The sequence below is a fragment of the Paenibacillus sp. J31R120 genome, assembly GCF_056269225.1.
The window spans coordinates 112074-138573 of record NZ_JBWDNN010000008.1 but is presented as its reverse complement, the minus strand read 5'-3'; the positions used below and the strand labels follow the sequence as shown (position 1 = coordinate 138573).

The window sequence follows — 26500 nt, the reverse complement described above, 5'->3', positions numbered from 1 at the left end:
CTAAATGGCCGAGGGAGCTCAGCTAGTGGCAGTAAGTCGTTGTGACCGACCTAAATGGCCGAGGGAGCTCAGCTAGTGGCAGTAAGTCGTTGTGACCGACCTAAATGGTTGGACTGAGCTCAGCTAGCGGCTATGATCGACTCAAAACAACCAAACCACGCAGCATGCGCATAGCAAATAAGTAAGCCGAGGGATTATCCCTCGGCTTACTTGTGTTTGCTAGAGAATCGGGGACCAATATCTGAATGCTGCGTATTAAGAAGAAGGGAAAGAAAAAAAGATAGGATGAGTTGTGCAGCTGTTAAGAGACCTCGAGAAGCGCATCGGCCGGCGCATCGATCCCTAGTTCCTGATAAGCCAGTAATACTGCGCCCGCGACAGGCGACAGTGCAGGCTCCACTGCCAAGTACCGTTTATTGCTGCCTTGAGCCAGTTGCTCAGATAATCGCCTGGATACATAGTCGCTGCGGATGACACTGCCGATATAAGCGACTTCCACTGTATCGCTGCTGAAGGAAGAGCCGATTAGCTCGATGCCGACCTTAAGCTGATGGATAGCTCGATTGCAGACGGCCATAGCGATCGAGCTGCCGCTTTCCGCAGCATTGGTTACGATAGGCGCCAACTGCCCGAAATGCTTGTCCCTCTCCTTGCTGTCGGAGTGGAAGCCTTGACGGGCGATTGCAGTCAACCAATCAAGATCTGCTGCTTCCCAGTGGCGAAGCATGAATGCGACTAAAGCTTCGTCTGAAGCTCCGGCATGACCGGCAAGCACTTCATATACAGCATCATAAGCCAAAAAGCGCGCAGCGCTGTGCGCATAGTGGCGAAAGTCTAAATTGCGGATATGCTGGCGTGATTCGTTTATCCCTAGAATAATCGAACCGGTGCCGGAGATCGCTACAATGCCGGGCCTCGCCCGTAATGCGCCAGCATGTGCCGCGACCGCATCATTCATATGCAGCTTGGGGCAATGAAGTCCAGGCAGTGCGGTCAACTCTGATACCCATGCGAGGTCCTCCGGTTTATCATAGCCGGCAATGCCCGCAGCGACACAACGTACGTCCTCGGGGCTGCGATTTGCGACGGCCAATGCCTCAATGATGCTGTTTCGAACGTTATGAACCGCGTTAGAATCTTTATATACGGATGCAGCGCGCGGGTTGTCCAGATAAGCTAGCTGGTGTCCCTCCAAATCGCATACAAGCACTCGGGTATGCGTGCCGCCTCCATCAATGCCGATAACAGCAGGTATACTCATATGCAGCAATGCCCCCCTGATTTACACGAATCGTGAATCTCGCATCTACTATCACTTAATAGGGTAATCATAACATAATTTGGATGAGTGATATAAAATGATATCCAACAACTGGACGAGCGCCAGAGAAGCGTTGTCTACCGTAAGGAGGTTACTCAGATGAAGAACATGAAACGAATGCTGTCCATCATGATTGCCATGTCCCTGTTGCTTTTTGCCTGCTCAGGACCTTCCTCAGAAGAGAAGGATGCCAAGCAGCTCATTACGGATTATAAAAAAGCGATGCTGGAAGTAAAAGATTACCGTCAAATCAATATCCAAGATGACTCCTTCGTTATCGAACAGGAGAGCAAGATCAAAGCTTTTTTCACCGAAGAAGGCTCTAAAGTGCTTCTCAACCGGGAATTTATCATGTATCTAGTCTACGCAGCTAAGAATAAGCAGAATATCGAGCTTGGCGAGGTCAAATTGACATCCATGAAAGAGGAAAGCGATGTATTCGATTACGAATACCGGATACCTGTGCGCATCAAAAACGGGTCAGGCGAGCTGCTGGAAGAGCATGAATATCAGGGACAAGTGAAATTGACGAAAGAGAATGGGCGTTTGGTAATTGCAAAGGAATGGAGCAGACCCATTAAAGCGATGGTTTGGTGATGTGTTGTTTGTTTTCTAAAGAAGACTTCGCCGAATTGTTGTAACCATTAACCGCTTGGAAACGTCTATTGGGAAAAGGGAAACGGGAGGTACGGTGATGACAAGAAAGAGGCATCGAGCGTTGCACAGAACGGCGGGACTGCTCGCAGCGGCGATCTTCGCTATCATGATAGCCGGTTGTCAGAAGGGAACGCCGAACCAAGCTGCGGTGGAAGGCTCCCCCGAGCCGTCGCCGCTTTCTACTCCATTGACGTTTCAGATCGATAACGCGACGCAAAGTCCGTCGCAACCCGCGACAGCATCTCCTGCGCCGACATTGACGGAGGAAGAACTGCCGACACTGGTAGATGATGAACAGACAGGCAGCGAGCCTGAGCGGCCTCACTGGCTGCGCGATGCGGCGTATGAGAACGAATATGCGACTATTCTGCATCAGCTTGAATATGAGACATTAATGGTGTTGGTTCGAGCGGCGGAAGTGAAATTCGCCAATAAGGAAGAGGCTCCTTCGTTCGAAGAGCTGCGGCCTGAACTGCTGAAGTACAATGCCGAGCAGAGACTGGACCCGTGGCAAACGATATACGAACATAATCCGGGATGGCTGCTGGAGCCAAATGATCTGCTCTATGCAGTCAATATGTATGAGCCGAGCCTGGAACTGTCCAGGGACGATGACGATAAAGTGCGGCTCAGCTTCAAGACATTCGGCCATTCCTATCAAGAGTATACCGTATCCAGACATATGGAGATTGAACTGCTGCGTTCCGGGGAGAATTGGCAGATCGGCGACATTAAGAGCCGTGCTTCCGAATTTGCGTTTGCAAAGGAAGATGCGGAGCATATTATGATGCGTGCTTTTGAAAACGTGAATTACATCGGAGATGACGAGACGCATTTTCTGTTCCAGGATGATCAGGGACAGCCATATGTCTTTCATAAGAAGCACGGCTACTATTCCACTCCTGAGAATATCTAATAGAATCCATGACAAAGAAAGGGCACCCCGCGGGGTGCCCTTTCTTCATGCATATCAAGCCTAGAACGTCAGCAAACCCATCGCGCGTTTGGCGGCGTCCAGTGTTTTGTGCGCTTCCTCGGAGGCTTTCCGTGCGCCTTCCTTGAGGATGCGGTCCAGCTCTTCGGAATGGACCAGCTCGTTATAACGCTCTTGCAGCGGAGCAAGCTTGTCGATGACAACCTCTGCCAGCTCCTTCTTGAACGTACCGTAGCCTTGGCCTTCGTAGCGCTTCTCGACGACCGGAATCGACTCGCCGGAGAAGACGGAATAGATTTCGATCAGATTGCTGACGGCTGGCTTGTTGTCCCAGTCGTAGCGGACGCTCATATCGGAGTCCGTCACGGCTCTGGAGAACTTCTTGCGGATCGAGGCTGGCGTATCCAACAGAAGGACGTAGCTGCTTTGGTTCGGATTGCTTTTGCTCATTTTTTTCGATGGATCATCCAGTCCCATAACCCGCGCGCCAACATCCTGAATAACCGGCTCCGGCAGGATGAAGGTTTCGCCGAATCGGTTGTTGAACCGGGCAGCAAGGTCACGTGTCAGCTCCAGATGCTGCTTCTGGTCTTCACCTACCGGTACATGCGTGGCTTGGTAGAGGAGGATGTCGGCAGCCATCAGTGCCGGGTACGTGAACAGAGCGGAGCTGACGGCATCCTTGCCGTCGGATTTCTCCTTGAATTGCGTCATGCGGCTCATCTCGCCGAAGTAAGCTTGCGTCTCCATAATCCATCCCAGCTCGGCATGAGCCGGCACATGCGACTGCATGAAGATGGTATTGCGTTCCGAATCTACGCCTGCGGCAACATAGAGCGCTGCGATTTGGCGGGAGCGCTCACGCAGCTCCTTCGGATCCTGCGGAACGGTAATGGCGTGCAGATCAGGCACGAAGAAGAAGCCCTCATATTCCTCTTGAAGCTTCACGAACTGTTGAAGCGCTCCTACATAACCTCCGATGTTTAAATCGCCGCTTGGCTTAATGCCGGACAAGATACGTTTACCCATTGTGCATTCCTCTTTTCTCCCATAATTTGAGTTGATTGGGGAACCAAGGCAATAAAAAAACGCCCGTCCCCCTGCAAGGGACGAAGCGTAAACTCCGCGATACCACCCGAATTCGGCCATTGGCCGCTCTTAGCCATGAACGGAGCAATAAGCGCGTTGCCGCGTCCCTTGCATACTTTCGATCATGTCTCCCGGGATAACGGGGGGAGAGTCCGTCAAAGCCTACTGTCCTAAGCCGATTCGAGGCTTAGAAGTTCGGGTTGAAGCGATGGGATCCATTCGCCGATTGCGGATGCGCCGGACCTTTCACCAGTCGCCGGCTCGCTAGGGCATACGCAAAAATCGGATACTACTTCCCATCTTGGCTGTAGCTGTATGTTTCAAGTATTGATTATAAGAATAGCTGGAAAAAGAAGCGGAGTCAAGCAGGTGGAAGCGACATCCGCTCGAGAAGAAAATGTCTAAAATTGTCTAATGATGTTCATAATGGATTAATATCATACAACCTTAAAGGTGGTCCATATGAAGGAAGCAAAGGGTAAAAAAACTCAGGCCGCACATGACCAGTCTCAGGATCAGGATCAGGCGATGAAAGCAAAAACGATCATGCCCGGCCTTCAAGACAACCTGGAGCTGATCAGAAACCAGCTTGGCAACAGCAATGATATCGTCATACGGGAAGTAGGGCTGCAGGGTAGCACAGGGCCAGCGCTGGCAGTTATCTACACGGATGGATTAGCGGATAAGCAATCGGTCTCCGAATTTATTCTGGAATCGGCTATGAGACGCGACCGGATGATGCAGGGGGAAGGACGAGACACTGTTCAGGCTAGTCCCAAGGCATTGGCGAACGATGTTCTGAGCATTAGCGATACGAGGGAAATCGATAATTATGGAAACTTGTATAATGCCTTGTTATCAGGTGAGACGATCATTTTGGTTGACGGCTGCGCCTCTGCGATTGCGGCAGGAACCAGAGGCTGGCGGGACCGGGGGATTAACGAGACACTGACGGAGACGGTTGTCAGAGGCCCGAAGGAAGCTTTCACCGAGACGCTGCGTACGAATACAGCCATGCTCCGCAGGAAAATCAAGGATCCGAACCTATGGCTGGAAACCCGGCAAATCGGGCGGGTAACGGGCACGGACGTATCCATTATGTTCATCAAAGGCATCGCAGACGACAAAGTGGTGGAGGAAGTGCGTCTCCGGCTGGACCGTATTGATATCGACGGCATACTGGAGAGCGGATATATCGAGGAGCTTATTCAGGATGAGACGTATACGCCCTTTCCAACGATCTACAACAGCGAGCGGCCGGATGTGGTCGCAGCGGAGCTGCTCGAAGGGAAGATTGCCATCATGGTAGACGGAACGCCAATGGTGCTAATCGTTCCGGCATTGTTCGTGTCCTTTCTCCATGCGGCGGAAGATTATTACCATCGGTTTGATATCAGCACGCTCATTCGACTATTGCGGTACATCGGTGTATTTATTGCGTTGTTCGGACCGTCGCTCTATGTCGCAATCACTACGTATCATCAAGAAATGCTGCCAACTCAGCTGCTGTATAGCTTGGCGGCGCAGCGGGAAGGCATTCCGTTCCCGGCCTTTATCGAGGCAATCATGATGGAGGTGGCCTTCGAGATTTTGCGGGAGGCGGGCCTTCGCATGCCGCGCACAATCGGTCCGGCCGTATCGATCGTCGGAACCTTGGTCATCGGGCAGGCTGCCGTCGAAGCGGGTATTATATCGGCGGCTATGGTCATTGTCGTATCGACAACGGCGATTGCCAGCTTTGTCTTCCCTTCGTACAGCTTGGCCAACACGATGCGTATGCTGCGTTTCCCCCTGATGGGTCTGGCCGCTACCTTTGGATTGTACGGCATTATTATCGGTACCTTTGCCATTGTGCTGCATGTCAGCAGTTTGCGGTCCTTTGGCGTGCCTTATATGAGCCCCTTTGCCCCGCTCATTATTAGGGATCAGAAGGATGCGATCTTCCGGATGCCCCACTGGGCGCAATTTACCCGGCCCAGACTTGTGAACCGGAGCAACCGGCAGCGCCAGCAGAGTCCCAAGTCCGCGAGGCCCAAGCCATAAATGCCAAATGTGTTGGAAGGAGGGAAGCAGTAATGGCGCGTAAAGCAGGATGGTGCTTCGTCATTCTACTTATGCTTGTGCCTCTGATAACCGGATGCTGGAATCGTCGCGAGTTGAATGATCTCGCCATCGTAGCCGCTTTGGGCATTGACCGGGTCAAGGACAAGGTTCTTGTTACGGTCCAGGTGGTTGATCCGGGTGAGGTCGCCTCTAGGCAAGGCGGTAGTGGTCTGTCCCCCGTCTCGACGTACCATGGAACGGGGGATACCGTATTCGAGGCGATTCGTAAGATGACGACCGTCACGCCGCGAAAGCTGTACTTCTCCCATTTGCGGGTTTTTGTCATCGGCGAGGAACTGGCGAGGAAGGGTATGGGCGAGGTGCTGGACTTGATGTCACGGGATCAGGAAGGACGAACGGACTTCTATATTGTCGTAGCCAAAGGAACAACAGCAGAAAACGTGCTGAAGGTGTTAACGCCTATAGAGAAGATTCCGGCATCCAAGATGTTTGATTCACTGGAGGTATCTGCCAGATCATGGGCGCCGACAGTTGCCGTACAATTGGACCAACTGATTACCAACATTGTGAGTCCCGGCATCCAAGCGACGTTAACAGGCATTGTGATTCATGGCGACCCTGAGCTCGGCAGCAAGCGAAAAAATATCGAGACGCCGGATACGCCTACTCATATTCAATATAAAGGCATTGCTATGTTCAGAGAGGATAAGCTGATCGCCTGGATGAATGACGATGAAAGTAAGGGTTTCAGCAATATTACGGACCGGTTGAAAAGCACGGTAGTGGAGACTACTTGCCCAAGCGGCGGCAAGCTCGGCATCGAAGTGATTCGGTCTAAAACGACCATCAAGGCGAAGGTAAGGAACGGGAAACCGGAAGCCGAGGTCGTCATGCATACAGAAGCGAATGTGGCCGATGTCGAATGCAGAATTAAGCTGACAACAGCCAAGACACTGATCGATCTGGAGAAAGCCGCTGAGGATGTTTTGAAGGAGCATGCCGAGCAAGCCGTGAAGAAAGCGCAAAGGTTGAAGTGCGATGTGTTCGGATTCGGGGACGCGGTGCATCGGGCTAATCCGCGCTACTGGAGCAAAGCCAAAGAAAATTGGGATGAACAATTCTCCAAGATGGAAATCCGATATAACGTGGATGTAAAGATAAGAAGAATTGGAACGATTGGCGAGTCTTTCTTAAATGACTTAAAGGAGTAGGATCGTAATGCTTGCAGTTGGAGGTATATTAACGACAGCCGTCATTATTGCCATGTTGGAGCTGCCAGGTTTATGGAAGAAGCGGCAAGTGAAGGAGATCTGGATTTTTTCGATACTCCTGCTGCTCGGTACGGGAGTCGGCATAGCGGAGAGCCTCCATATTCCGCTGCCGAATCCGCTGGACTGGGTGTCTTACATATACAGGCCGATTGGCCAATTGGTAGATAGCGCGCTGAACTAACAGGGGATGAAAGCATGAAGATGAACGAAATGATGAGCGGCAGACAATTTGCTATATTGGCTGCCTATATTTCAGTTGGCGACTCCATGCTTGTCCTGCCGACCATACCGACCAGCGCCGCAAAGCAGAATGCTTGGGTCTCTGCTCTCGTAGGCCTATGTGCGGGCTTATTGATCGTATGGCTTCTAAGCGCGATCGGCAAGCTATATCCCCGTCTCACATTGGTGCAATATGTGGAGAAACTATTCGGGAAGTGGCTGGGTAAAATCGTATCCATTTTTTTTATCTTTTATTTGTTCCTTTCTCTCGCTGCTCACACCAGAGAAATCGGAGATTTTATGACGACCCAGATGATGCCGGAGACGCCAATTCAAGCGATACATATCATGTATGCGGGGATATTGGTTATGGCTGCAAGACTAGGGATGGAGACAATTGCACGTACGGGTGAGTTTTTTTTCTCGTTCCTGCTTCTGCTTTTGTTTGTATTCTTCTTGTTCTTAATACCGGATATAAACGTCAATCATCTGCTTCCCTTCTGGGATGGAGGCTTAAAGCCGATCCTGCGCGGCTCGATTACAATGACCGCTTACCCATTCATGGAGCTCGCCGTTTTGTTAATGGTTATTCCCAGCGTGGACAAGCCTGAGAAGGTCCGCTCCAGTTTTTTGAAAGGGGCGCTGTTTGGAGGACTCGTGCTGCTTGTCATTATTTTGCTCTCTATTCTCGTGCTTGGTCCCGATTATGCGACCAGAAGTATGTATCCCAGCTATGCATTGGCCAAAAAAATTGACGTAGGGAAGTTTTTTCAGAGGCTGGAGGTTCTATTGGCCTTTATGTGGCTGCTCACCTCCTTTATCAAATCGGCAGTTTTCTTTAATGCCCTTCAAATCGCCGTGGCTCAGACGGCTGGCCTTCGCAGCGAGAAGGGAATGGAGCTTCCATTCGGGATGCTGCTGGTGTTTTTCGCGGTGCTGATCTCTTCAAATATTGTTGATTTTCTTAATGCGGATATATATTGGCCGTATATGGACATGACGTTCAGTGTCATTCTGCCGCTCTTGCTGCTGGCTGCTTACGCGATTCGCCGTGCCGCAGGGCACGGAAAGGGGGAGCTGCGGCCATGAGGTCCAAGGAAAAAATTAATGCCCGCCAATTTAGTATTCTGGTTATTCTCTTCTCCATTGGAACCCCCATCCTCATTATACCGGCAACGGTGACTTCCATTGTGAAGCAGGATGGATGGATAGCTGCTTTGCTCGGTCTTGGAATCGGATTGGTTCTCACGAAGCTTTATGTAGCGGTAGGGAGTCTGAATTCAGAGAAATCGCTGTTTGAAACGATTGAGCAAGTACTAGGGAAGTGGCTGGGTAAAGCCGTAATCGCAACGATTATTTGCTTTTGTCTCGTTACGGCGTCGGAAGTGTTGTTTTTTATCGGCAACTTTATGACGACTCAAATTATGCAGGCAACGCCAATTCAAGCGTTTAACATCTTATTTGCCATTGTGGTGGTCATGGGCATCCGAATGGGGATTGAGACGATTGCACGTTCTGCAGAGCTGTTGTTCCCTGTATTTGTGCTGCTTTTTATTGTTTTGGTGGTATTCGTATCGCCGCAGATTCATATCGAGCGGATTCAGCCTATGCTGGAGTCGGATCTGAAGAGCATGGTCGGGGCAACGATGTACTTCACAAGCGTACTTTCAATTACCACCTTCTTTCTGCTTGCGGTTTTCCCGGGAGAGGTCGATCGGCCGAAAGCGGCAAGCAAAGGGTTCTATAGAGGTGCAATGATCTCGGGGATAGTACTCGTTATTATCATTGTATTATGCATTACGGTGCTTGGTACGGATATGACAGCCAGACAGACCTATCCCAGTTATGCGTTGGCCAAAAAAATTAATGTGGGCCACTTTTTGCAGCGTATCGAGATCGTGATGGCCATCATGTGGTTTATTACGATCTTTTATCGGGTAAGCCTTTACTTCTATGCGGCAGTGCTTGGCATGAAGCAGCTCTTCAATCTGAAAGACTATCGTTCTCTCGTGCTTCCTATGGGCATGCTTCTGGTCGTAGTGTCGCTGATTGTACATCCTAATGTGATGCATAGCGAAGAATATAATAGAAGCGTGTGGGTGCCTTATGTTTCGACTTTTGGTATATTTCTCCCGATACTATTGCTGATCATTCATGCCATTCGCAGAAAAAAATAGGCGCAACACAAAATCACATTCTTTTTTACCAATAATCGCTGATGTAACTTTTTCTTTTGTGTGCTACGATACGATACGGTAGAAGCCTCTAGGGGCATAGCGCATGATGAAGAGTGAAGGTGATGACATGGAAGGGCATGCTGGAGAGACAGCAACAGGCAAAGGCAAGGGTACGAAGGATTTAAAGCTGTTCTACCTGACATGGCCTATATTTTTGGAAATATCCTTATTTATGATGATGGGTATTGCAGATACGTTCATGCTGAGCGCGATTTCCGATAATGCGGTATCGGGCGTCGGCGCAGCGAATCAGTTTCTGCATATTTCCATTCTGCTGCTGGAGGTTATCGGTAACGGGGCATCCATCGTTGTAGCGCAATACATCGGGTCGCGGAAGTTTTTTGAAGCGTCCAAAATTTCGGCAATAGCCGTTACGCTTAACTTGCTGGTCGGCATCGTGATGAGCGTACTATTTGTCGTGTTCAACGGATATTTGCTGCGTTCACTTAACCTGCAAGGTGAAGTTTATGAGTTCGCCCACAGCTATCTGGCCATCGTGGGCGGGGCGATCTTCCTGCAGGCGATTATTAACTCGCTGGCCGCTATTATTCGCGTTCATGGCTTTACGAAGGAAGCCATGTTCGTATCGCTTGGCATGAATGTGATCCATATTATCGGCAACTACGCGCTGATCTTCGGCAACTTCGGTATGCCGGCGCTTGGTGTAGAAGGTGCAGCGATCTCGACCGTAGCGAGCAGGCTGCTGGCGATTGTCGTCTTCTTCTGGCTGTTGTACCGTATTATGGAGGTGCGCATCCAGTTCAGCTATTACTTTAATCTGTCCAAGGAATACATCGGCAAGATATTGAAGATTGGCGTTCCCTCCGCACTGGAGCAGGTCATGTACCAGAGCTGTCAGATTGTCTTTATCTTCTATACAACTTTCCTGGGTGAAGCGGCCTTGGCGGCCAAGCAATATGCAACCAACATCTCCATGTTTATTTATCTGTTCGCGCTTGCAGTCGGTATGGGAACATCGATTATGGTCGGTCGTCTGGTTGGCGAGGCTCGCCCGAACGACGCTTATAAGCGTGTCTGGATGAGTGTGCGCTCGGCGATCATCGGCACGCTGATTGTTGTTGCGCTCGTGATGTTGTTCCGGGAGCAGCTTGTCGGCATGTTCACGGAAGATGCCGATGTTCTGCGCATCGGGGCACAGGTGCTGCTGTATAGCTTGCTGCTGGAGACAGGGCGCACGATCAACCTGGTTATCGTTAATGCGCTGCGCGCATCCGGCGATGCGAAGTATCCGCTCTTCGTCGGCATGTTCTCCATGGTAGGCATGAGTTTGACGCTGGGCTATCTGTTCGTCTTCCATTTCAATATGGGGCTTGTCGGCATATGGCTGGCGATTGCCGCTGACGAATGGCTCCGAGCCTGTATCTTTTACTTCCGATGGAAGAGCCGGGCATGGGAGAAGCATGCGCTTGTGCGGCCGGATAAGGAAGCGGACAAAGCAGCGGTTCACGTGTAGCAAGACTTAAGGTGCCGTCTGAAGCGACTATAGACCATGTCGCGCAGACGGCATCTTTTCATAAGAAGGGGAGTTGCGGGATCAGGTTGCTGGCAATTGCTTCGCGGGAAGCTAATGGAGAAAAGAATGCAAAAAAGCTCCATCTGCCGGGGTTGACATCATACTCAGGTTCTGATATCTTTAATTTAAGATAATGCAAATTGAAATAAAGGAGGCAGGCACACATGGCGAACAAAGGAACCAATGAAGCACTCGATTTATACATCGCCTTATCCCGAGCAAGCCAGTGGATAAATGCCCATGCCGACCGTGATATACGCAAGCATGGACTGAATCGGACCGAATTCGGCGTGCTGGAGCTTCTATATCACAAAGGACCGCAGCCCCTGCAACAAATCGGAGGCAAGGTGCTGATGAGCAGCGGCAACATTACGTATGTGGTAGATAAGCTGGAGAAGAAAGGGCTTGTAGCCAGACGCGCTTCCAAGGAAGACCGCCGCTTGATCTATGCGGAGGTGACCGACGCGGGCTGTGCATTTATAGAAGCCGTCTTTCCAACGCATACTACCATTATCGAGCAGGCTGCCAGCGGGTTATCCGACGAAGAGAAACAAGTTGCCAGCGAGCTGTTGAAGAAGCTGGGGAAATACGCACAGCAGTCCTACCATTAGAGCTTGTCCAACCGTTATCCGGCGGAGGATGAGCAGGCGGACTGCTTTTGCAGGACATATATCTTAAATTAAAGATAATTAAAGGAGAGATTGAGATGACTACGAAAACAGCAGGCATTCATCATATTACGGCGTTTGTTCGGAACCCTCAGCAAACGACTGATTTTTACGCAGGGGTACTGGGACTGCGGCTTGTGAAAAAAACGATCAACTTCGACGCCCCAGAGGTTTATCACCTGTACTTCGGTGACCGGATGGGCAGCCCGGGAACGATTATTACGTTCTTCCCTTGGGGGGATTCGCGCAAGGGCCGTATAGGCGGCGGGCAAGTCGGCATTACGAGCTATGTGGTGCCAGCAGGTGCGTATGAGTTCTGGAAGGAACGCCTTGTGAGACTTGGCGTAGAGATTCAGGAAACGGAGCGTTTCGGTGAGCGCTACTTACAGTTCGCCGACCCCGACGGCTTGCGCGGTGAAATTGTGGCGCGGGAGGAAGGTCCGAACAGCGACTGGTCGTTCGGAGGCATTCCAGTTGACAAAGCGATCAAAGGCTTTGGCGGAGCGGTACTGTTCAGTACAGCGCCTGAATCGACAGGCAAGCTGCTGGAAGACGTGATGGGCTTGACGAAAGTCGGCGAGAATGCCGGCTTTGTACGCTACCGCGCTTTCGGCGATTTGGGCAATGTCATTGAAGTGAACGCAACTCCTATGGCTCACGGCCAAGGAGGGCACGGTACCGTGCATCACATCGCAATGCGAGCTGTGGATGACGCCGAGCATGCTGTCTGGAGGCAGCATGTAACCGCGCATGGCTATCAGCCAACGCCAATCGTAGACCGTCAGTACTTTAATGCCCTCTACTTCCGCGAGGAAGGAGGCATTCTGTTCGAGATCGCTACAGATCCTCCTGGTTTTGCAAGAGATGAGGAGCCAGAGCATCTGGGCGAGAAGCTAATGCTGCCGGAATGGTACGAGAAGCATCGGGGAGAAATAGAGAAGAATCTGCTGCCGTTTGAAGTTAGAGAATTGGAGGAGAACAACTAATGAAGCATCTATTCACAAAAGGTACGAATCCGAACGCGCCGGTATTGCTGCTGCTGCATGGAACAGGAGGCACGGAGCGCGACCTGCTGCCGCTGGCGGAGAGGCTGTCGCCTGCTTCCTCCGTCCTTAGTGTTCGAGGCAATGTATTGGAGAATGGCATGCCGAGATTTTTCCGCAGACTGGCGGAGGGCGTATTCGATATTGAGGACTTGATCTTCCGTACGGGGGAACTCAATGAGTTCCTGGACAGCGCAGCGGCGGAATACGGCTTTGACCGCGGCAATATCGTGGCGGTCGGTTATTCCAACGGGGCGAATATTGCAGGGAGCTTGCTCTTCCATTACAAGGATACGCTGAAGGGCGCTGTCCTGCATCATCCGATGGTTCCGATTCGCGGCGTAGAGCTGCCAAATATGGATGGGCTGCCTGTCTTCATCGGGGCAGGCGAGAACGACCCAATCTGTCCGCCGTCAGAAACAAGAGATCTGGAGGCGCTACTGAGCGAAGCAGGAGCTGTGGTGACAACTTACTGGGAGAGATTCGGGCATCAGTTGACCGGAACAGAGGTTACGGCTGCTGCGGAATGGTTCAAGAGAACTTTTTGAGGAGGAAGCGGTATGATCGTCATTGACCTGGAGCGCCAGAGCGCCCACGACAACTACAAGCTGTTGATCGGCAGCATTATTCCCCGACCGATCGCTCTGGTAACGACGCTGTCGGCAGACGGTGTGCTGAATGCCGCGCCGTTCAGCTTCTTCAACATCGTGTCCTCCAATCCACCGATGGTGTCCGTGTCTGTGCAGCGAAAGAACGGCATACAGAAGGATACGGCGCGAAATGCTGTGGCACAAGACGCCTTCGTCGTCCATATCGCCGATGAGACATATGTGGAAGCGATGAATGCGACAGCGGCCCAGGTTGCTCCGGATATCAGCGAAGTAGAGCTTGCAGGGCTGACGGCGGTGGCTAGCGACAGAATCAAGGTGCCGGGCGTGCTCGAAGCGAGTATCCGAATGGAATGTGTGCTGGAGCAAGCCTTGCCGCTTGGCGGCACTGAAGATTCGCCAGCATGTGATCTGCTGATCGGCAGAGTCGTACGCTTCCATATTGCAGATTCGCTCTATGAGAACGGACGAATCGATCCGGACGGCCTGAAGCCGGTAAGCCGGCTGGCGGGACATGATTATGCCAAGCTTGGCGAGCGGTTTACGCTTGTCCGTCCGGAGTAATGTTCATCCTAGATAAAAGCAGCATCCCTGATGAAAGGGATGCTGCTTTTTAGTTTGGAAGGGGCATGCTGCGCTGCATGCATCTGCAAGCTGCTGGACACAGCATCAGCAGCGGCTTGCGTCAATCGCTCCCCCATGCCTTCGACAGCCTGTATTGCTTCGGAGAGATGCCGTTCTCGCGCTTGAACATGCTGCAGAATTGCGCATCGTTGACAAACCCGGCATCGAGCGCAACCTCCGAGACGAGCTTCTCCGGGTGCAGAATGAGCGAGGATCTTGCATAGTTGAGCCGCTTCACATACAAATATTGAAGCGGAGCTACGCCGTACTTCTCCTTGAACAAATGGCGAAACCGTCCGTAGCTGTATCCCGCGAGATCGGCGAGTGCTTGAATGGATATTTTTTGGCGAAAGTGCTCATCCATAAAGTTAAGTACATAATTCATCCGATCCGATTGCTGCTTGGGCGCCTTCCGGGCGCCGATCAGCCGGATCAGCTGAATCGACAGCTCCCCGACTAGCAAATTCAGCATGTCCGAGAAGTCATCCTGCTGCTTCACGAACTCGTCTTTCATCCGCAGCAATATATTTTCAATCGTACCTTCTTGATCATCCTCGAAGACGCCGTTAAGATAAGACAGTCCCTCGCGTTCGCTATAGAAACCGACGAACAGGACGTCCGCTTCATGCAGATGCAGCTCGTCATGCTCGATGAAGGGGGCGACGAGGGCAAAGGTGTTTTTGCGGAAATGGTAAGGTGTGGAACCGATCTTCGTATGGCCCTTCCCGTAATAGTAGACGAGCTCAAAGCACTCGTGAAAGTGAGAAGGGATATAGTGCTTCTCCCGCCGTCTGGAGAAGAACAGAAAATCCATATTGTTCATGCCCGCTGCTCCCATCTGTTGATTTAGCCAAATCATATAAGAAATATGAGCGAATCAAGATAAAATATAAGGGCGTTGTTTGGTACAATCATATCATTGAAAGAAGCATATCGTAAACTTCATAGTGAATAGAGAAGATGAGCTGTGAAGAAATAAACCAAACCTACCTATAGGGGGCATAATGATGAAACGAAGTTTATTGGCTTTAGTGCTGGCTGCTGTGATGTTGATTGCGGCCTGTTCGGGCGGAGGCAAAAATGCAGGTCCGGCGAACGAGAAACCGGACAACTCCGGTTCCAAATCGGACAACTTGAAAGTTGTATTGCTTGTACCGGGTACGCTTGGCGACAAATCATTCTTCGATGCGGCGAACAGCGGTCTTGAGCAAGTGGCGAACAGCCTGCAAGCAGAGACGAAAGTTATCGAGATGGGCGTTGACACCACGAAGTGGGAGCCGACATTCAATTCCGTAGCGGCACAAGACTGGGATGTTATCATCTCTGGCGGGTCCCAAATTACGGAGCTTCTGAACGCAACAGCTGAGAAGCACCCGGACAAGAAGTTCATTAACTATGATACTGACATCCCGGAAGCGGCAGCTAACGTATACGCAATCTCTTACGCAACGAATGAAGTATCCTTCATGGCAGGCGCTGCGGCGGCTCTGACGAGCGTATCCGACATGGCGCATGCGAACGAAGACAAGAAAATCGGGTTCCTGGGCGGCATGGATATCCCTGCAATCAACGCATTCCTGGTTGGTTACATCGAGGGTGCCAAATACGCTGTTCCAGACATCAAGGTTGCCGTATCTTACGCAGGCGACTTTGCCGATCCGGGCAAAGGCAAAGAGCTTTCCTTGCTGCAATACAACTCCGGCGTTGACGTCATCTTCAACGTAGCGGGCGGAACGGGCCTTGGCGTGTTCGACGCAGCGAAGGAGAAAAGCCGTTACGCAATCGGTGTAGACTCCGACCAGGCGACAATGATGGCTGGTACGGATAAAGAAAAAGCAGATTTGATCATTACCTCTTCTGTGAAAAAAATCGACCAAGCGATCGTTCATGCGGTTCGCGGCATCAAAGCCGGTACGCTGGAGCTTGGCAAGCTGGATGTTGTAGGCCTGGAGCAAGACGGTGTAGGCATCGTGCGCAACAGCATTTTCAACGCGGTCGTATCCGAGGACATCAAAGCTCAGTTGGTTGAAATCGAGAAAAAACTGATTGCCGGCGAGATCGAAGTAAGCAATGCCATGGGCATGCAGACTTCCGATGTTGACCAAATCCGCAATTCCGTTAAGCCATAACACACGGATTCATACAAGCTTTTAGCTAAAATAACCAAGGGAGTTCTTCGGCTGCGAAGAATTCCCTTCAATTCTATCAGGCCGCCATCGCTATGCTTGCGAGGGGCTAAGGGGAGAACATTGATGCGGCAGAACGTGCTGGAGATGCGCAATATCACCAAGGTCTATCCGAATGGCGTTACAGCCAACCGCAACGTCGACTTCTCGCTAAGAGAAGGCGAAATTCATGCTCTGGCTGGAGAGAACGGGGCCGGCAAGTCGACTTTGATGAAAATCCTGTTCGGCATGGAAGCACCAAGTGACGGGGAAATCCGGCTGAGAGGCGAGCAGATGCGTTTCCAAACGCCGCAGGATGCGATTGCGAAGGGCATTGGCATGGTCCATCAGCACTTTATGCTGGTGCCGTCTTTCACCGTAGCGGAGAATATGGTGCTTGGCATGGAACCGAAAAAAGGGCTTGGTATCCATTATGAAGAAGCGGTGCGCATGACGCAGGCGCTGTCGGAGAAGTACCAGCTGACGGTTGATCCAAGGGCGAAGGTGGAGTCCTTGTCGGTCGGCATGAAGCAAAAGGTGGAAATTTTGAAAGCGCTCCTACGCGGAGCGAAGATTCTCATTCTGGACGAGCCGACAGCCGTTCTGACCCCGCAAGAGACCGATGAGCTGTTCAAGCAATTGCTGGTGTTGAAGCAGGAAGGCCATACGATCGTCTTCATCTCTCACAAATTAAAGGAAGTGAAGGCGATCTGCGATCGCATCACGATCATGCGCAGCGGAACAAGCGCAGGCGTCTTCGATATGGCGGACGTCACCGAACAGGAAATATCGCGGCTGATGGTCGGCCGGGATGTCGTGCTCAAATATGATAAGGCTGAATCGTTCTATGGACCGCCAGTGCTGGATGTCAAAGGGATTACGTACGTCAATGCCTTGGACAAAAAAGCGTTGAACGATATCGGTCTCACGATCCGTGCGGGTGAGATTGTCGGCATCGCCGGCGTAGAGGGGAATGGACAGGCCGAGTTGGTCAAGGCGCTTACGGGCGGCCTTGGCGGCCGGGTACAGGGCTCGGCCAAGGTGAACGGCTCCGAGATCGTCAGCCTGGATATGCGTGCCATCCGGGAGCTAGGCATTTCCTATGTGCCTGAGGATCGTATGAGCCAAGGAGCTGCCAAAGAGGAGAGCATCTCCGACAATATCATATCCACGCGTTATCGCAGCAGGGACTGGAATAAGGGTCTCTTTATGAAAGGAAAGTCGATTATACGTCTGGCGGAGAAGCTGATTGAGGAATTCAAGGTCAGATGCTCCGGCCCTGCACAGCCGATTGGAATGCTGTCCGGCGGCAATATGCAGAAGGTTATCGTGGCGCGGGAATGCTCCACCGATCCTATTCTGCTCATTGCCGAGCAGCCAACCAGGGGCGTCGATATCGGGGCGGCTCAGCTCGTTCACCAGAAGCTGCTGGAGATGAGAAGCCAGAACTGCGCGATACTGCTGATTTCGGCCGATTTGAATGAAATTATGGAGTTGAGCGATACACTGTACGTCATGTACGGCGGGGAGCTGGTTGCTGCATTCGATAAGCCGTCGGAAGTGACGGAAGAAGAGCTGGGACTGTATATGCTCGGATTGAAAAAACAGCAGGGTGAACACATAGGGAGGGGCGTAACGTCAGATGCTCAAGTACTTTGATGCCATAAGAACACTGATATCGATTGCGATCGCGCTAGTTATCGCCTTCCTCATCATTGCTATGATCAGCGAACAACCCCTGGAGACGATCAGAATTTTCCTGATGGGGCCGCTGTCGACTACGGCACAGATCGGCAATGTGATTGAGATGGCGATTCCGCTCATGTTCACAGGCCTGTCGGTTGTCCTGTTATTCCGCAGCGGATTATTCAATCTCGGCGCGGAAGGCTTGTTCTATATTTCGGGTGTAGTTGCTGCCATTGTAGCGATCTACGCCAGCATGAACGGCTTTATCCATCCTGTTGTAGCGATACTGGCTGGCTCGACTGTCGGGGCGCTGCTGTCTGCTATCCCCGGCATTATGAAAGCAAAGTGGAATGCGGAAGTGCTCGTTACATCACTCATGTTCAACAGCATATTGTCCGGTATCGGCCTTTATATCTTGAACTATCACTTGCGGGATGCGGCGGCCTTCGCTAATGTGTCCTACAAGTTCCAGGAGACGGCGAGACTTGCGAACCTGATCCCGGGGACGCGTATTCATACCGGTCTTATCTTGGTTCTCATCTGCATCGTAGCCACGCATTACTTCATGTATCACACAAGATGGGGCTATGAGCTGCGAATGACGGGCTCCAACCGCGCTTTCGCCGAGTTTTCCGGTATTAAGACGGGACGGGTCATCATTACGGTACATCTTATCGCCGGCTTCCTTGCGGGGATGGGCGGATCGGTGGAAGTACTGGGGATGTATTCCCGGTTCCAATGGTCTGATCTTCCGGGCTACGGCCTGGACGGGGCGCTGGTCGCCTTGTTGGCGAAGAACAACCCTCTGTCGGTTGTAGGCGCGGCTCTGTTCCTTGCTTACATCCGGATTGGCGCCGATCAGATGTCCATTATGTCGGATGTTCCGGCGGAGCTGATCTCGATTATTCAAGCCATTATTATTCTGCTTATCTCAGCGGAGCAATTCCTGAAGATGTGGAAGAACAGACAGCTGCTGAAGGAGGCGGAGAAACTTGGATAGCTTCTGGAGCGTACTTTTTTCGACGGATTTTGCTTTCTCCGTCCTTCGGGTTACGACACCGATCCTGCTTGCCGCATTAGGGGCGCTGATCTCCAACAAAGCCGGTATCGTTAATATCGGTATGGAGGGCACGATGCTCGTTGGCGCGTTAACGGGTGTTATCGTGAGCGCCTATACAGGCAGCGCTTGGATCGGGCTGCTTGGGGCGGTCATGTCCGGCATTACGTTGTCGGCCATTCTGGCCTATTTCACACTGAAGATCAAGACGCATATTATTTTAGGCGGTATCGCCATCAACATGTTCGCCTCGGGCGGAACGGTCTTTATTCTTTATTTGGTCAGCGGGGACAAAGGCACTTCGACTTCTCTGCAAAGCAAAGTGCTGCCGAACCTGCATATTCCGCTGGTACAGGATATTCCGGTGCTGGGACCGATCCTCTCCGGCCATAACGTATTAACGTACATTTCCTTGCTGGCAGTGGCAGGCGTGTATTATATGCTGAAGAGAACGCCGCTGGGCTTGCAGATTCGTTCGGTCGGCGAGAACCCTCAGGCGGCTCAATCGGTCGGCATCAGCGTAGCCAAAATTCAATTTATCGCATTGTTGCTAAGCGGATTTTTCGCTTCCCTCGGCGGCGCGTTCATGTCCATGGGCTATCTGTCACTCTTCACGAGAGATATGACGGCCGGACGGGGCTGGATCGCGATTGCGGCGGAAGCGCTTGGCGGAGGCAGCACGATTGGGACATTCATCGCTTCCTTAATCTTCGGGGCGACGAATGCGATGGCGAATGCGCTGCAAATTTTGAAAATACCATCAGAGCTGATCTCGACGTTCCCCTATGTGGCAACGGTCGTAGGATTGCTCGTCTATGCGATTATTGAGAGCAAACGGAAGAAACGCAAAAAGGGAATCTAACAGCTAAGGAGACGGACATTATGGCACGAATTATACTAGATACCGATATCGGGAGCGACGTGGATGACGCAATGGCGCTGGCACTGGCCATGCATTCGGAGGAAATTCAAATTGAGGGCGTCACGACAGTCTACGGCAACGTAGATCTGCGTGCTCGCATGGCGAAGAAGATGCTGCAATATGGCGGGCATCCCGAAGTGCGCGTATACGCGGGCCTCAACAAGACACTCCTGGACAACCGCGAGATCTGGATGGCCGGCCATGAGGGCGACGGTCTGCTGGCGGAGGATGACCACTTGGAATATGAAGACCGTCATGCAGTCGATTTCATGATCGACACGGTCATGAGCAACCCCGGCGAGATTACGCTCGTTGCGATCGGTCCGCTGACGAATATTGCGGCTTGCCTGATTCGCGAGCCGCGAGTGGCTCAGAATGTGAAGGAAATCGTCATTATGGGCGGTGTGACCCGTCTAGGCGATAACGGCAAGCATATGCGGGTCGTAGAGCACAACATCGTCTGCGATCCAGAGGCAGCTTCACTTGTATTCCGCAGCGGCGCTCCGATCCTGATGGCGGGTCTTGATGTGACGCTTAAGGTTATTATTACGGAAGCAGAGAGAGCGAAGCTGCATGAATCCGGCGATCCGCTGAATATGGCACTTTCCCGCATGATCGGCAAATGGTTCGAATTTGCGAAAGAAGAGAAGTCGTTCATGCACGATCCGCTTACGATCGCACTGCTGATCGACCGTACGCTAGTCCGCACGGAGCGCATGAACATTCGCGTGGATTATGATCATCGTCCACAGACGGGGCAGACGATTGCAACGCTCGACGAGAACGGCAACGTTGAGGTTTGTCTGGATGTCGATCATAGCCGCGCGGTAGCGCTGCTCATGGAGCGCTTGGTCTACAGAAAGGCCAACGCCGTATGAAGCAGCCGAATATTGTCGTCGTAGGCAGCATGAATATGGATATCGTCGTGAAGACGTCTCGATTTCCTGAAGGCGGGGAGACGATTCTGGGCGACGAGATTCACTTTATTCCCGGCGGCAAAGGAGCCAATCAGGCGGTTGCCCTCGCGCGTCTGGGCGCGCAGGTGACGATGGTCGGAGCAGTCGGTCTCGACTCCTTCGGCCGTACGCTCATGACGGCGATGGCCGACAATGGCGTGAACGGCGACTATATTAAAATCACGGAGCAAGCTTCCACCGGCACAGCTTCGATTACGCTGACACCAGACGAAAACAATATTGTGGTGGTGCCTGGAGCGAATGACAAGCTGGCTCCTCCCGACATCAAGCAGGTCGAGTCGCTCATTCAAGCTGCGGACGCAGTTCTGCTTCAACTGGAAATTCCGCTGGAGACGGTGGAGTATGCCGCGGGGCTGGCTCATCGATATGGCAAGCTTGTTATTCTGAATCCGGCACCGGCTCGTCCGCTGCCGGAGAGTCTGCTGAAGCGTGTGCATGTCATTACGCCGAACCGGACGGAGCTGGAAGCCCTAACCGGGATTGCGCTTGAGGAGCGCTCGCTGGAAGAAGCGGTAGACAAGCTGCTGGAGAGCGGAGTAGGCTGCGTCGTGACGACGTTAGGCGCGGAAGGTTCATTATGGAAGCGGAGAGACGGCTCGCTGCAGCGCCAGTCTGCCTATCGCATGGAAGTTGTTGACACAACCGGCGCAGGGGATGCATTTAACGCGGGATTAGCCTATGATATAAGCGCGGCCCGTAGTATCGGAGACGCAGTTGCTTTTGCCGCCAAGGTATCCGGTCTCGCCGTTACGAAGTTCGGGGCGCAGGACGGCATGCCGACGATGGCGGAAGTACAGGCATACTTTCAGGAATGAGAAGCGAGGGCTGCATGTGAGACAGATGAAAAAAATGATCATCGATGCCGATACAGGCATCGACGACGCGCTTGCCATTCTATATGCATTGAGATCGCCTTCTATTAAGGTGGAAGGGATTACGACCGTGTTCGGGAACATTAACGTAGATCAGGCGACGGACAATACGCTAAGAATGATCGCACTGGCGGCTCCTGCTTATGAGGTGCCGGTTGCCAAGGGAGCGGGCAAGCCGCTCAAACGGGGGAAGCCGGAATTTGGCACGCATGTTCATGGCGCGAACGGGATTGGCAATGTGGAGGTAGCGGCTTCCGCCCAGCAGCCGCTGGACGAAGCGGCGGTAGATTTCATATTGCGCAAATCCGAGGAGCTCGCAGGCGAGCTAATCGTGGTGACGCTGGGCCGGCTGACGAATCTGGCGCATGCGATCGAGAAGGACCCTTCCGTATGCGGAAGAATCAAGCATGTATACGTAATGGGTGGAGCGGTAGGCGTTCCCGGTAATATCACGCCCGTATCGGAGGCGAACATTTGGGGCGATCCTGAAGCGGCTGAGCTTGTATTTGCTTCCGGCGTTCCGCTTACGATGGTCGGTCTCGACGTGACGATGAAGACGCTGCTGACGGGCGAGCATCTGGACAGGCTGCAGCAAGCATGTGGAGAAGGAAATGCGGAGGTTGTCGATTTCATCCGGGAATCGCATCGCTTCTACTTCGACTTCTATCGCACCAGCAACTACTTTATCGATGCAGCTCCGATTCATGATCCGCTTACCATATTGATAGCGGAAGATCCGTCGATCGTGACCACGCAACAGATGAATGTCAAGGTCATTTGCGACAGCGAGCTGTGCGCGGGCATGACAGTGGCCGATCTGCGCCGCAGATCATTGGTCGGCTCACCGATTCAAGTATGCACAGAAGTGAACGCTGCTTTGGCGGTCGATCGTTTGCTGCACGCTTTTCTATAAGAGCATCTACAGCGTAAGCAGTAGTACTGTGATTAGTAGGTTCAACCATAATCGTTCAATTGCAATCGTTCGTTCATTTTTAACCCTTTGTTCGGAGCCCGTGCTGGATGCACGGGTTATTTTTTTTGCTCTCGATCGGTGGTCATAAAAGCATGACGCACTCCGGCCCTCGATATACATAATTAGATGGGATCTTTTTTGAGTTCGGGCAAGGACAGGAAGGGTGGTTGGAGCATGGCAGTGGATTGTGCCATTATCGGCGGCGGCCCGGCAGGGATGAATGCCGCGCTGGTGCTCGGTAGAGCCAGAAGAAGCGTCGTTCTATTCGATGATAATCGGCCGCGCAATGCGGCAACCCGGCATACGCACGGCTTTCTGACCAGGGATGGCGTGGAGCCAAGCGAGCTGAGAGAGTTGGCCCAGAAGGAGCTTGCCGCCTACTCAACGGTGGAGGTGAAGCGGCAGCGGGTGACGGATATTCGGCGCGCGGGTATCGGGTTTCATATAGGGACAGGGGATGGCGGATGGTATGCTGCCCGCAAGGTGCTGCTGGCGACGGGGCTTCGGGAGACTCTGCCGCCGATACCGGGTATCGGGAGCTATTACGGCCGAAGCTTGTTCAACTGTCCGTACTGCGATGGGTGGGAGCTGCGTGACCGCCCGTTGATTGTAATTGCTGACGGCATGAACGCATTTACACTGACCAGACTGGCTTACCAATGGAGCAAGGATTTGATCCTGTGCACAAATGGTGCAAGACGTACATTATCCCATGAAGAACTGCAAAAGTTGCAGAGCCGCGGAATCCGGTTGACCAGACAGCGAATCGTGGAGCTGGAGGGGAAGGATGGAGAGCTGCATTCTATTCGCCTGGAGGAAGGCTCGCGGGTGCGCTGCTCCGGAGGTTTCGTGTCGCCGATCTGGCGGCAGGCCGCTCTGTTTGGCGATTGGCTTGGGTGCGAGGTGAATGATCAGGGCGGCATACAAACTGATCGGTTAGGTCGTACGAGCGTGTACGGCGTATACGCAGCTGGCGATTCCTCAGTCATCGCGCCTGCGCAGGCTGTTATTGCGGCAGGAGAGGGCAGCAAGGCCGCGATCGGGATTAATGCGGATTTGATTCAGGAGGATTTTTGAGGGGGAGAAATGAGTTAGGGTTAGTGGATCGGAAAAATGAACAAAGGTAGGCAGATGTAAAGGGGTTCGGTATAATAGGTCACAAATTAGTGTTTCAGCCTGGCCGGGGTTATGAATTAGGGCATATTGGGGGAGGACATGTTTGTGGTCTATTTGATTTTTATCATACCTATCTTGGGTATGATGCTGTACATCAATACCGTAAAGCTGCTCAAAAATATAAAAGAAGGCAGAAATACCGCCAATCAAACGGGTTGGGGGGCAGTGCTGACTGGCTTGATCCTATTTCTTTCGTTTGTCGTGATACTGAATGCATTGTCCTATTAATTCAAAGTAAATGTCTGGTACGGCAAGTCTGACTATCTTATGTTGAGGAGTCCATTTCGCTGCTATAGGATCTTCTCAACTTGCGCCGCAAAATTTCTTTATGGTGTTCCTTCAGCAGCTCGAATTGCTTCTTGCGATGGCCGTTGGCGCCAGAAGGATGAGGGAAGTCGAATAAACAGCGTTCATGGAGCCGTTCCCCGGGGAGCGGTTTTTCATCGTCGATGTAACGCAATACGTCCGAGACGGATTTGCCGAGCGGAATAACGATGGAGTCTTCCACGGCTGCAAGTTCATTGGCAAAGTCATGTAGTGCGTACTTGCGAATGAGATTGGATGATAGCATTCGCGGATTATGGCCAGTGTAGTTGTCTCCTTTGCGGAACAGGGGATAGCGAATGACCGAAGTAGTGTGAATCAGCTCACGGCGGTCTCCGAATAGTTCACTGCTATCGGAGACATTGAGCAGCTCCGGCAAGCCGAGCTCGTTCAGCATGTCTATCAGATGTCGGCGCATCGTTCCAGCGAAGCTTGCCACGTACTTTGCTCTCCGGTCGATATCGGATAGGCTGATACTGGACGCCAGGTCTTCTTTCGCTTGCCGGAGGGAGAGTGACATTTGAGTAAAACCTGGTGTAATGCCGACGATAGTGACTTTAGCAGCAGGATTCACGTAATCGTAGGGTGCGTAGTACAAGGAAAGATCGTTTTCTTGCTCCAAAAGCAAGTCATCTATTAGAAGGTCCTCGCGTTGCCAAGGCTGATCGGGAAGACCGGCAATGATGTTCTGATATGTCGCTAACTTCGATTGTGCCAATCCATCCGCCTCCGTAACATTTCGTTTAAGTAACCGTATCTTGTGATTGCGTGCAGCTTAACTATATTATGCCATGTATTCGGCATAGTTGGCGGACAATCTCTCTGCAAGCAGAGAAACTCGGCTTAGAGGGCCGCCCGAGCGGGAAAAGGATGCTGCAAGCAGAGAAACTCGGCTTAGAGAGCCGCCCGGGTGAGAACGGGAAGCTGCAAGCAGAGAAATTCGGCTTATAGAGCCGGCCGAGCGGAAAAAGGAAGCTGCAAGCCGAGAAACTCGGCTTTTATATAGAAGGAGGGCTGCCCACGACGGGCAGCCCTCCTTCTGTCAACGCAGCGCTTCCTACTGAAGCGCATCAACTATTTTCTTGCGCAGCTCTGCGCTGAGCGGACCGCCGTGCGCGAGCTCCAGCGCCCAGACGACCGCGCCTGCGGCTGGCGGCTCCTGGAGCAGGATGAAATTGCATTCGCGTCCCGTCAGCTCCGCAACAATTTGCTTGTAGCGGTCGCGCATGATCGGGGAGGCAGCTTTTACCCACACCGAGCCGGCCATGACGATGTCGACAGGTCCCTCATCGAAGTCTAGGTGGCTGATGCAGCCAACCGTGGAGTAGGCGAGCTGGCGCGCGGAATGCTCTACGATTGCCGATGCCACAGGATCACCGTTTTCCGCCGATTCGAGCAGCAGCGTCACCAGCTCTGTAAAAGGAAGCTTGCGTGTGATCAGCTGCTCCAGTGCATAATCCATAAAGCTTTCCTTGTCGCTCACGCCGATCAGCTTTAGAGCAGGCGCTGTCATGCTTGTCTCGGGAGCGAGACGGTAGAAGCTGTCATAGATCGCGCGAATAACGCGGCGAGACAAGTAGAAGCCGCCGCCTTCGTCGCCGGACAGCTCGCTGCCGACACCGCCGACTTGCAAGCGCTGGCCGCTAGGCGAGATGCCGCCCGTGCAGACGCCGGAGCCGTTGATCGAGCAGATGCCGTAGCCTTTTTCGCTGCCGACCTTGATCCCGAGGAACGAGTCATTGTCCAGCGCATAGGTGGTGAAGCCGATCTTCTCCACCACTTCATTGAGGTTGCGCTTCTGGACCGGGATGTCCGCTCCTGCAAGTCCGAATGCGCCAGTAGCTACATCCTCCATCGACAGGCCGTTTCTCGATAGCAGCAGCGTAATTTGTTCATTCATCACGCGATAGGCTTCGGCATAGCTGTCCTTGAACTGCTCATGACTGCATGTGCCCGAGCGGATATGATCGACGAGCGTGCCGCTAAGATCGAATAAGAAATAGTCCGTTTTGCTGTTGCCGCCGTCGACGCCAATTACATAATTACCTTTCATAACAGGTCATGCTCCTTAGTCGTACA

At 52.3% G+C, this 26500-nt stretch carries 26 protein-coding genes; 21 read left to right on the top strand and 5 right to left on the bottom strand.

Annotation, left to right across the window (positions count from 1 at the left end; translation table 11 throughout):
- Positions 1-301 precede the first annotated feature (301 nt).
- Positions 302-1261 (bottom strand): BadF/BadG/BcrA/BcrD ATPase family protein, encoded by a 960-nt coding sequence (locus AC0YNW_RS23690; protein WP_475834027.1) that lies wholly within the window; start codon positions 1259-1261, stop codon positions 302-304.
- A 159-nt stretch (positions 1262-1420) separates the two neighbouring features.
- Here AC0YNW_RS23690 and AC0YNW_RS23685 point away from each other — a divergent pair, with 159 nt between their 5' ends.
- Positions 1421-1918, top strand: a complete 498-nt coding sequence (locus AC0YNW_RS23685) for a hypothetical protein (RefSeq protein ID WP_475834026.1) — start codon at positions 1421-1423, stop codon at positions 1916-1918.
- Positions 1919-2015: 97 nt separating this feature from the next.
- Positions 2016-2894 carry a hypothetical protein gene (locus tag AC0YNW_RS23680; RefSeq protein WP_475834025.1) on the top strand — a complete coding sequence of 293 codons (879 nt, stop codon included), beginning with the start codon at positions 2016-2018 and terminating at the stop codon, positions 2892-2894.
- 60 nt (positions 2895-2954) lie between these two features.
- Here AC0YNW_RS23680 and trpS read toward each other — a convergent pair whose 3' ends face one another.
- Positions 2955-3941: a tryptophan--tRNA ligase gene (trpS, locus tag AC0YNW_RS23675; protein ID WP_475834024.1), complete on the bottom strand. Its 987-nt coding sequence runs from the start codon at positions 3939-3941 to the stop codon at positions 2955-2957.
- Between the two features lie 522 nt (positions 3942-4463).
- On the opposite strand from trpS, the gene AC0YNW_RS23670 reads away from it, so the two are divergent.
- From AC0YNW_RS23670 to AC0YNW_RS23625, 10 genes are all read left to right on the top strand, one after another.
- Positions 4464-6044, top strand: coding sequence for a spore germination protein (locus tag AC0YNW_RS23670; RefSeq protein ID WP_475834023.1), 1581 nt, complete (start codon positions 4464-4466; stop codon positions 6042-6044).
- Between the two features lie 32 nt (positions 6045-6076).
- A complete protein-coding gene (locus AC0YNW_RS23665) occupies positions 6077-7276 on the top strand; it encodes a Ger(x)C family spore germination protein (RefSeq protein WP_475834022.1) in 1200 nt (399 codons plus the stop codon).
- Positions 7277-7283: 7 nt separating this feature from the next.
- Positions 7284-7517 (top strand): hypothetical protein, encoded by a 234-nt coding sequence (locus AC0YNW_RS23660; RefSeq protein ID WP_475834021.1) that lies wholly within the window; start codon positions 7284-7286, stop codon positions 7515-7517.
- 14 nt (positions 7518-7531) lie between these two features.
- Positions 7532-8644 (top strand): GerAB/ArcD/ProY family transporter, encoded by a 1113-nt coding sequence (locus tag AC0YNW_RS23655; protein ID WP_475834020.1) that lies wholly within the window; start codon positions 7532-7534, stop codon positions 8642-8644.
- A complete protein-coding gene (locus AC0YNW_RS23650; protein ID WP_475834019.1) occupies positions 8641-9732 on the top strand; it encodes a GerAB/ArcD/ProY family transporter in 1092 nt (363 codons plus the stop codon). The genes AC0YNW_RS23655 and AC0YNW_RS23650 overlap by 4 nt, the downstream gene beginning before the upstream one ends.
- 127 nt (positions 9733-9859) lie before the next feature.
- Positions 9860-11266: an MATE family efflux transporter gene (locus AC0YNW_RS23645; RefSeq protein WP_475834125.1), complete on the top strand. Its 1407-nt coding sequence runs from the start codon at positions 9860-9862 to the stop codon at positions 11264-11266.
- Positions 11267-11490: 224 nt separating this feature from the next.
- Complete coding sequence (locus AC0YNW_RS23640) at positions 11491-11937, top strand: MarR family winged helix-turn-helix transcriptional regulator (RefSeq protein WP_475834018.1); 447 nt, start codon at positions 11491-11493, stop codon at positions 11935-11937.
- 95 nt (positions 11938-12032) lie between these two features.
- Positions 12033-12980, top strand: coding sequence for a ring-cleaving dioxygenase (locus AC0YNW_RS23635; RefSeq protein WP_475834017.1), 948 nt, complete (start codon positions 12033-12035; stop codon positions 12978-12980).
- A complete protein-coding gene (locus AC0YNW_RS23630) occupies positions 12980-13585 on the top strand; it encodes an alpha/beta hydrolase (protein ID WP_475834016.1) in 606 nt (201 codons plus the stop codon). The genes AC0YNW_RS23635 and AC0YNW_RS23630 overlap by 1 nt, the downstream gene beginning before the upstream one ends.
- Positions 13586-13597: 12 nt before the next feature.
- A complete protein-coding gene (locus AC0YNW_RS23625) occupies positions 13598-14209 on the top strand; it encodes a flavin reductase family protein (protein WP_475834015.1) in 612 nt (203 codons plus the stop codon).
- Between the two features lie 121 nt (positions 14210-14330).
- On the opposite strand, the gene AC0YNW_RS23620 is transcribed toward AC0YNW_RS23625, so the two are convergent.
- The gene (locus AC0YNW_RS23620; RefSeq protein ID WP_475834014.1) at positions 14331-15092 is read right to left on the bottom strand and encodes a helix-turn-helix transcriptional regulator; all 762 of its coding nucleotides are present in this window, start codon (positions 15090-15092) and stop codon (positions 14331-14333) included.
- 181 nt (positions 15093-15273) lie between these two features.
- Here AC0YNW_RS23620 and AC0YNW_RS23615 point away from each other — a divergent pair, with 181 nt between their 5' ends.
- The 9 genes from AC0YNW_RS23615 to AC0YNW_RS23575 all read left to right on the top strand — a co-directional run bounded on the left by AC0YNW_RS23615 (position 15274) and on the right by AC0YNW_RS23575 (position 24325).
- Complete coding sequence (locus AC0YNW_RS23615) at positions 15274-16398, top strand: BMP family ABC transporter substrate-binding protein (RefSeq protein ID WP_387479652.1); 1125 nt, start codon at positions 15274-15276, stop codon at positions 16396-16398.
- 123 nt (positions 16399-16521) lie between these two features.
- Complete coding sequence (locus AC0YNW_RS23610) at positions 16522-18093, top strand: ABC transporter ATP-binding protein (protein WP_387479650.1); 1572 nt, start codon at positions 16522-16524, stop codon at positions 18091-18093.
- Positions 18077-19120, top strand: a complete 1044-nt coding sequence (locus AC0YNW_RS23605) for an ABC transporter permease (protein ID WP_387479648.1) — start codon at positions 18077-18079, stop codon at positions 19118-19120. The genes AC0YNW_RS23610 and AC0YNW_RS23605 overlap by 17 nt, the downstream gene beginning before the upstream one ends.
- Complete coding sequence (locus tag AC0YNW_RS23600) at positions 19113-20039, top strand: ABC transporter permease (protein WP_387479646.1); 927 nt, start codon at positions 19113-19115, stop codon at positions 20037-20039. Before AC0YNW_RS23605 ends, AC0YNW_RS23600 begins: the two co-directional genes overlap by 8 nt.
- 20 nt (positions 20040-20059) lie before the next feature.
- Positions 20060-20977: a nucleoside hydrolase gene (locus AC0YNW_RS23595; RefSeq protein WP_475834013.1), complete on the top strand. Its 918-nt coding sequence runs from the start codon at positions 20060-20062 to the stop codon at positions 20975-20977.
- On the top strand, positions 20974-21891 hold the full coding sequence (rbsK, locus tag AC0YNW_RS23590) for a ribokinase (RefSeq protein ID WP_387479642.1): 918 nt from the start codon (positions 20974-20976) through the stop codon (positions 21889-21891). Before AC0YNW_RS23595 ends, rbsK begins: the two co-directional genes overlap by 4 nt.
- Positions 21892-21916: 25 nt before the next feature.
- A complete protein-coding gene (locus AC0YNW_RS23585) occupies positions 21917-22861 on the top strand; it encodes a nucleoside hydrolase (protein ID WP_475834124.1) in 945 nt (314 codons plus the stop codon).
- 234 nt (positions 22862-23095) lie between these two features.
- Positions 23096-23998, top strand: a complete 903-nt coding sequence (locus tag AC0YNW_RS23580; protein ID WP_475834012.1) for an NAD(P)/FAD-dependent oxidoreductase — start codon at positions 23096-23098, stop codon at positions 23996-23998.
- Positions 23999-24142: 144 nt separating this feature from the next.
- The gene (locus tag AC0YNW_RS23575) at positions 24143-24325 is read left to right on the top strand and encodes a hypothetical protein (protein WP_475834011.1); all 183 of its coding nucleotides are present in this window, start codon (positions 24143-24145) and stop codon (positions 24323-24325) included.
- A gap of 37 nt (positions 24326-24362) precedes the next feature.
- Here AC0YNW_RS23575 and AC0YNW_RS23570 read toward each other — a convergent pair whose 3' ends face one another.
- Entirely contained in the window at positions 24363-25139 is a 777-nt protein-coding gene (locus tag AC0YNW_RS23570; protein ID WP_475834010.1) for a uracil-DNA glycosylase family protein, read from the bottom strand.
- 339 nt (positions 25140-25478) lie between these two features.
- Positions 25479-26474 carry an N-acetylglucosamine kinase gene (locus AC0YNW_RS23565; RefSeq protein WP_475834009.1) on the bottom strand — a complete coding sequence of 332 codons (996 nt, stop codon included), beginning with the start codon at positions 26472-26474 and terminating at the stop codon, positions 25479-25481.
- Positions 26475-26500 lie beyond the last annotated feature (26 nt).

Bases quoted from the DNA above. Each gene is read 5' to 3' on its own strand.
- AC0YNW_RS23650 (WP_475834019.1), top strand. From the start codon at position 8,641: ATGAGGTCCAAGGAAAAAATTAATGCCCGCCAATTTAGTATTCTGGTT.
- AC0YNW_RS23630 (WP_475834016.1), top strand. From the start codon at position 12,980: ATGAAGCATCTATTCACAAAAGGTACGAATCCGAACGCGCCGGTATTG.
- rbsK (WP_387479642.1), top strand. From the start codon at position 20,974: ATGAAGCAGCCGAATATTGTCGTCGTAGGCAGCATGAATATGGATATC.
- AC0YNW_RS23595 (WP_475834013.1), top strand. From the start codon at position 20,060: ATGGCACGAATTATACTAGATACCGATATCGGGAGCGACGTGGATGAC.
- AC0YNW_RS23585 (WP_475834124.1), top strand. From the start codon at position 21,917: ATGAAAAAAATGATCATCGATGCCGATACAGGCATCGACGACGCGCTT.
- AC0YNW_RS23625 (WP_475834015.1), top strand. From the start codon at position 13,598: ATGATCGTCATTGACCTGGAGCGCCAGAGCGCCCACGACAACTACAAG.
- AC0YNW_RS23645 (WP_475834125.1), top strand. From the start codon at position 9,860: ATGGAAGGGCATGCTGGAGAGACAGCAACAGGCAAAGGCAAGGGTACG.
- AC0YNW_RS23640 (WP_475834018.1), top strand. From the start codon at position 11,491: ATGGCGAACAAAGGAACCAATGAAGCACTCGATTTATACATCGCCTTA.
- AC0YNW_RS23680 (WP_475834025.1), top strand. From the start codon at position 2,016: ATGACAAGAAAGAGGCATCGAGCGTTGCACAGAACGGCGGGACTGCTC.
- AC0YNW_RS23580 (WP_475834012.1), top strand. From the start codon at position 23,096: ATGGCAGTGGATTGTGCCATTATCGGCGGCGGCCCGGCAGGGATGAAT.
- AC0YNW_RS23620 (WP_475834014.1), bottom strand. From the start codon at position 15,092: ATGAACAATATGGATTTTCTGTTCTTCTCCAGACGGCGGGAGAAGCAC.
- AC0YNW_RS23565 (WP_475834009.1), bottom strand. From the start codon at position 26,474: ATGAAAGGTAATTATGTAATTGGCGTCGACGGCGGCAACAGCAAAACG.
- AC0YNW_RS23685 (WP_475834026.1), top strand. From the start codon at position 1,421: ATGAAGAACATGAAACGAATGCTGTCCATCATGATTGCCATGTCCCTG.
- AC0YNW_RS23655 (WP_475834020.1), top strand. From the start codon at position 7,532: ATGAAGATGAACGAAATGATGAGCGGCAGACAATTTGCTATATTGGCT.
- AC0YNW_RS23660 (WP_475834021.1), top strand. From the start codon at position 7,284: ATGCTTGCAGTTGGAGGTATATTAACGACAGCCGTCATTATTGCCATG.
- trpS (WP_475834024.1), bottom strand. From the start codon at position 3,941: ATGGGTAAACGTATCTTGTCCGGCATTAAGCCAAGCGGCGATTTAAAC.
- AC0YNW_RS23690 (WP_475834027.1), bottom strand. From the start codon at position 1,261: ATGAGTATACCTGCTGTTATCGGCATTGATGGAGGCGGCACGCATACC.
- AC0YNW_RS23670 (WP_475834023.1), top strand. From the start codon at position 4,464: ATGAAGGAAGCAAAGGGTAAAAAAACTCAGGCCGCACATGACCAGTCT.
- AC0YNW_RS23615 (WP_387479652.1), top strand. From the start codon at position 15,274: ATGATGAAACGAAGTTTATTGGCTTTAGTGCTGGCTGCTGTGATGTTG.
- AC0YNW_RS23635 (WP_475834017.1), top strand. From the start codon at position 12,033: ATGACTACGAAAACAGCAGGCATTCATCATATTACGGCGTTTGTTCGG.
- AC0YNW_RS23605 (WP_387479648.1), top strand. From the start codon at position 18,077: ATGCTCAAGTACTTTGATGCCATAAGAACACTGATATCGATTGCGATC.
- AC0YNW_RS23665 (WP_475834022.1), top strand. From the start codon at position 6,077: ATGGCGCGTAAAGCAGGATGGTGCTTCGTCATTCTACTTATGCTTGTG.
- AC0YNW_RS23610 (WP_387479650.1), top strand. From the start codon at position 16,522: ATGCGGCAGAACGTGCTGGAGATGCGCAATATCACCAAGGTCTATCCG.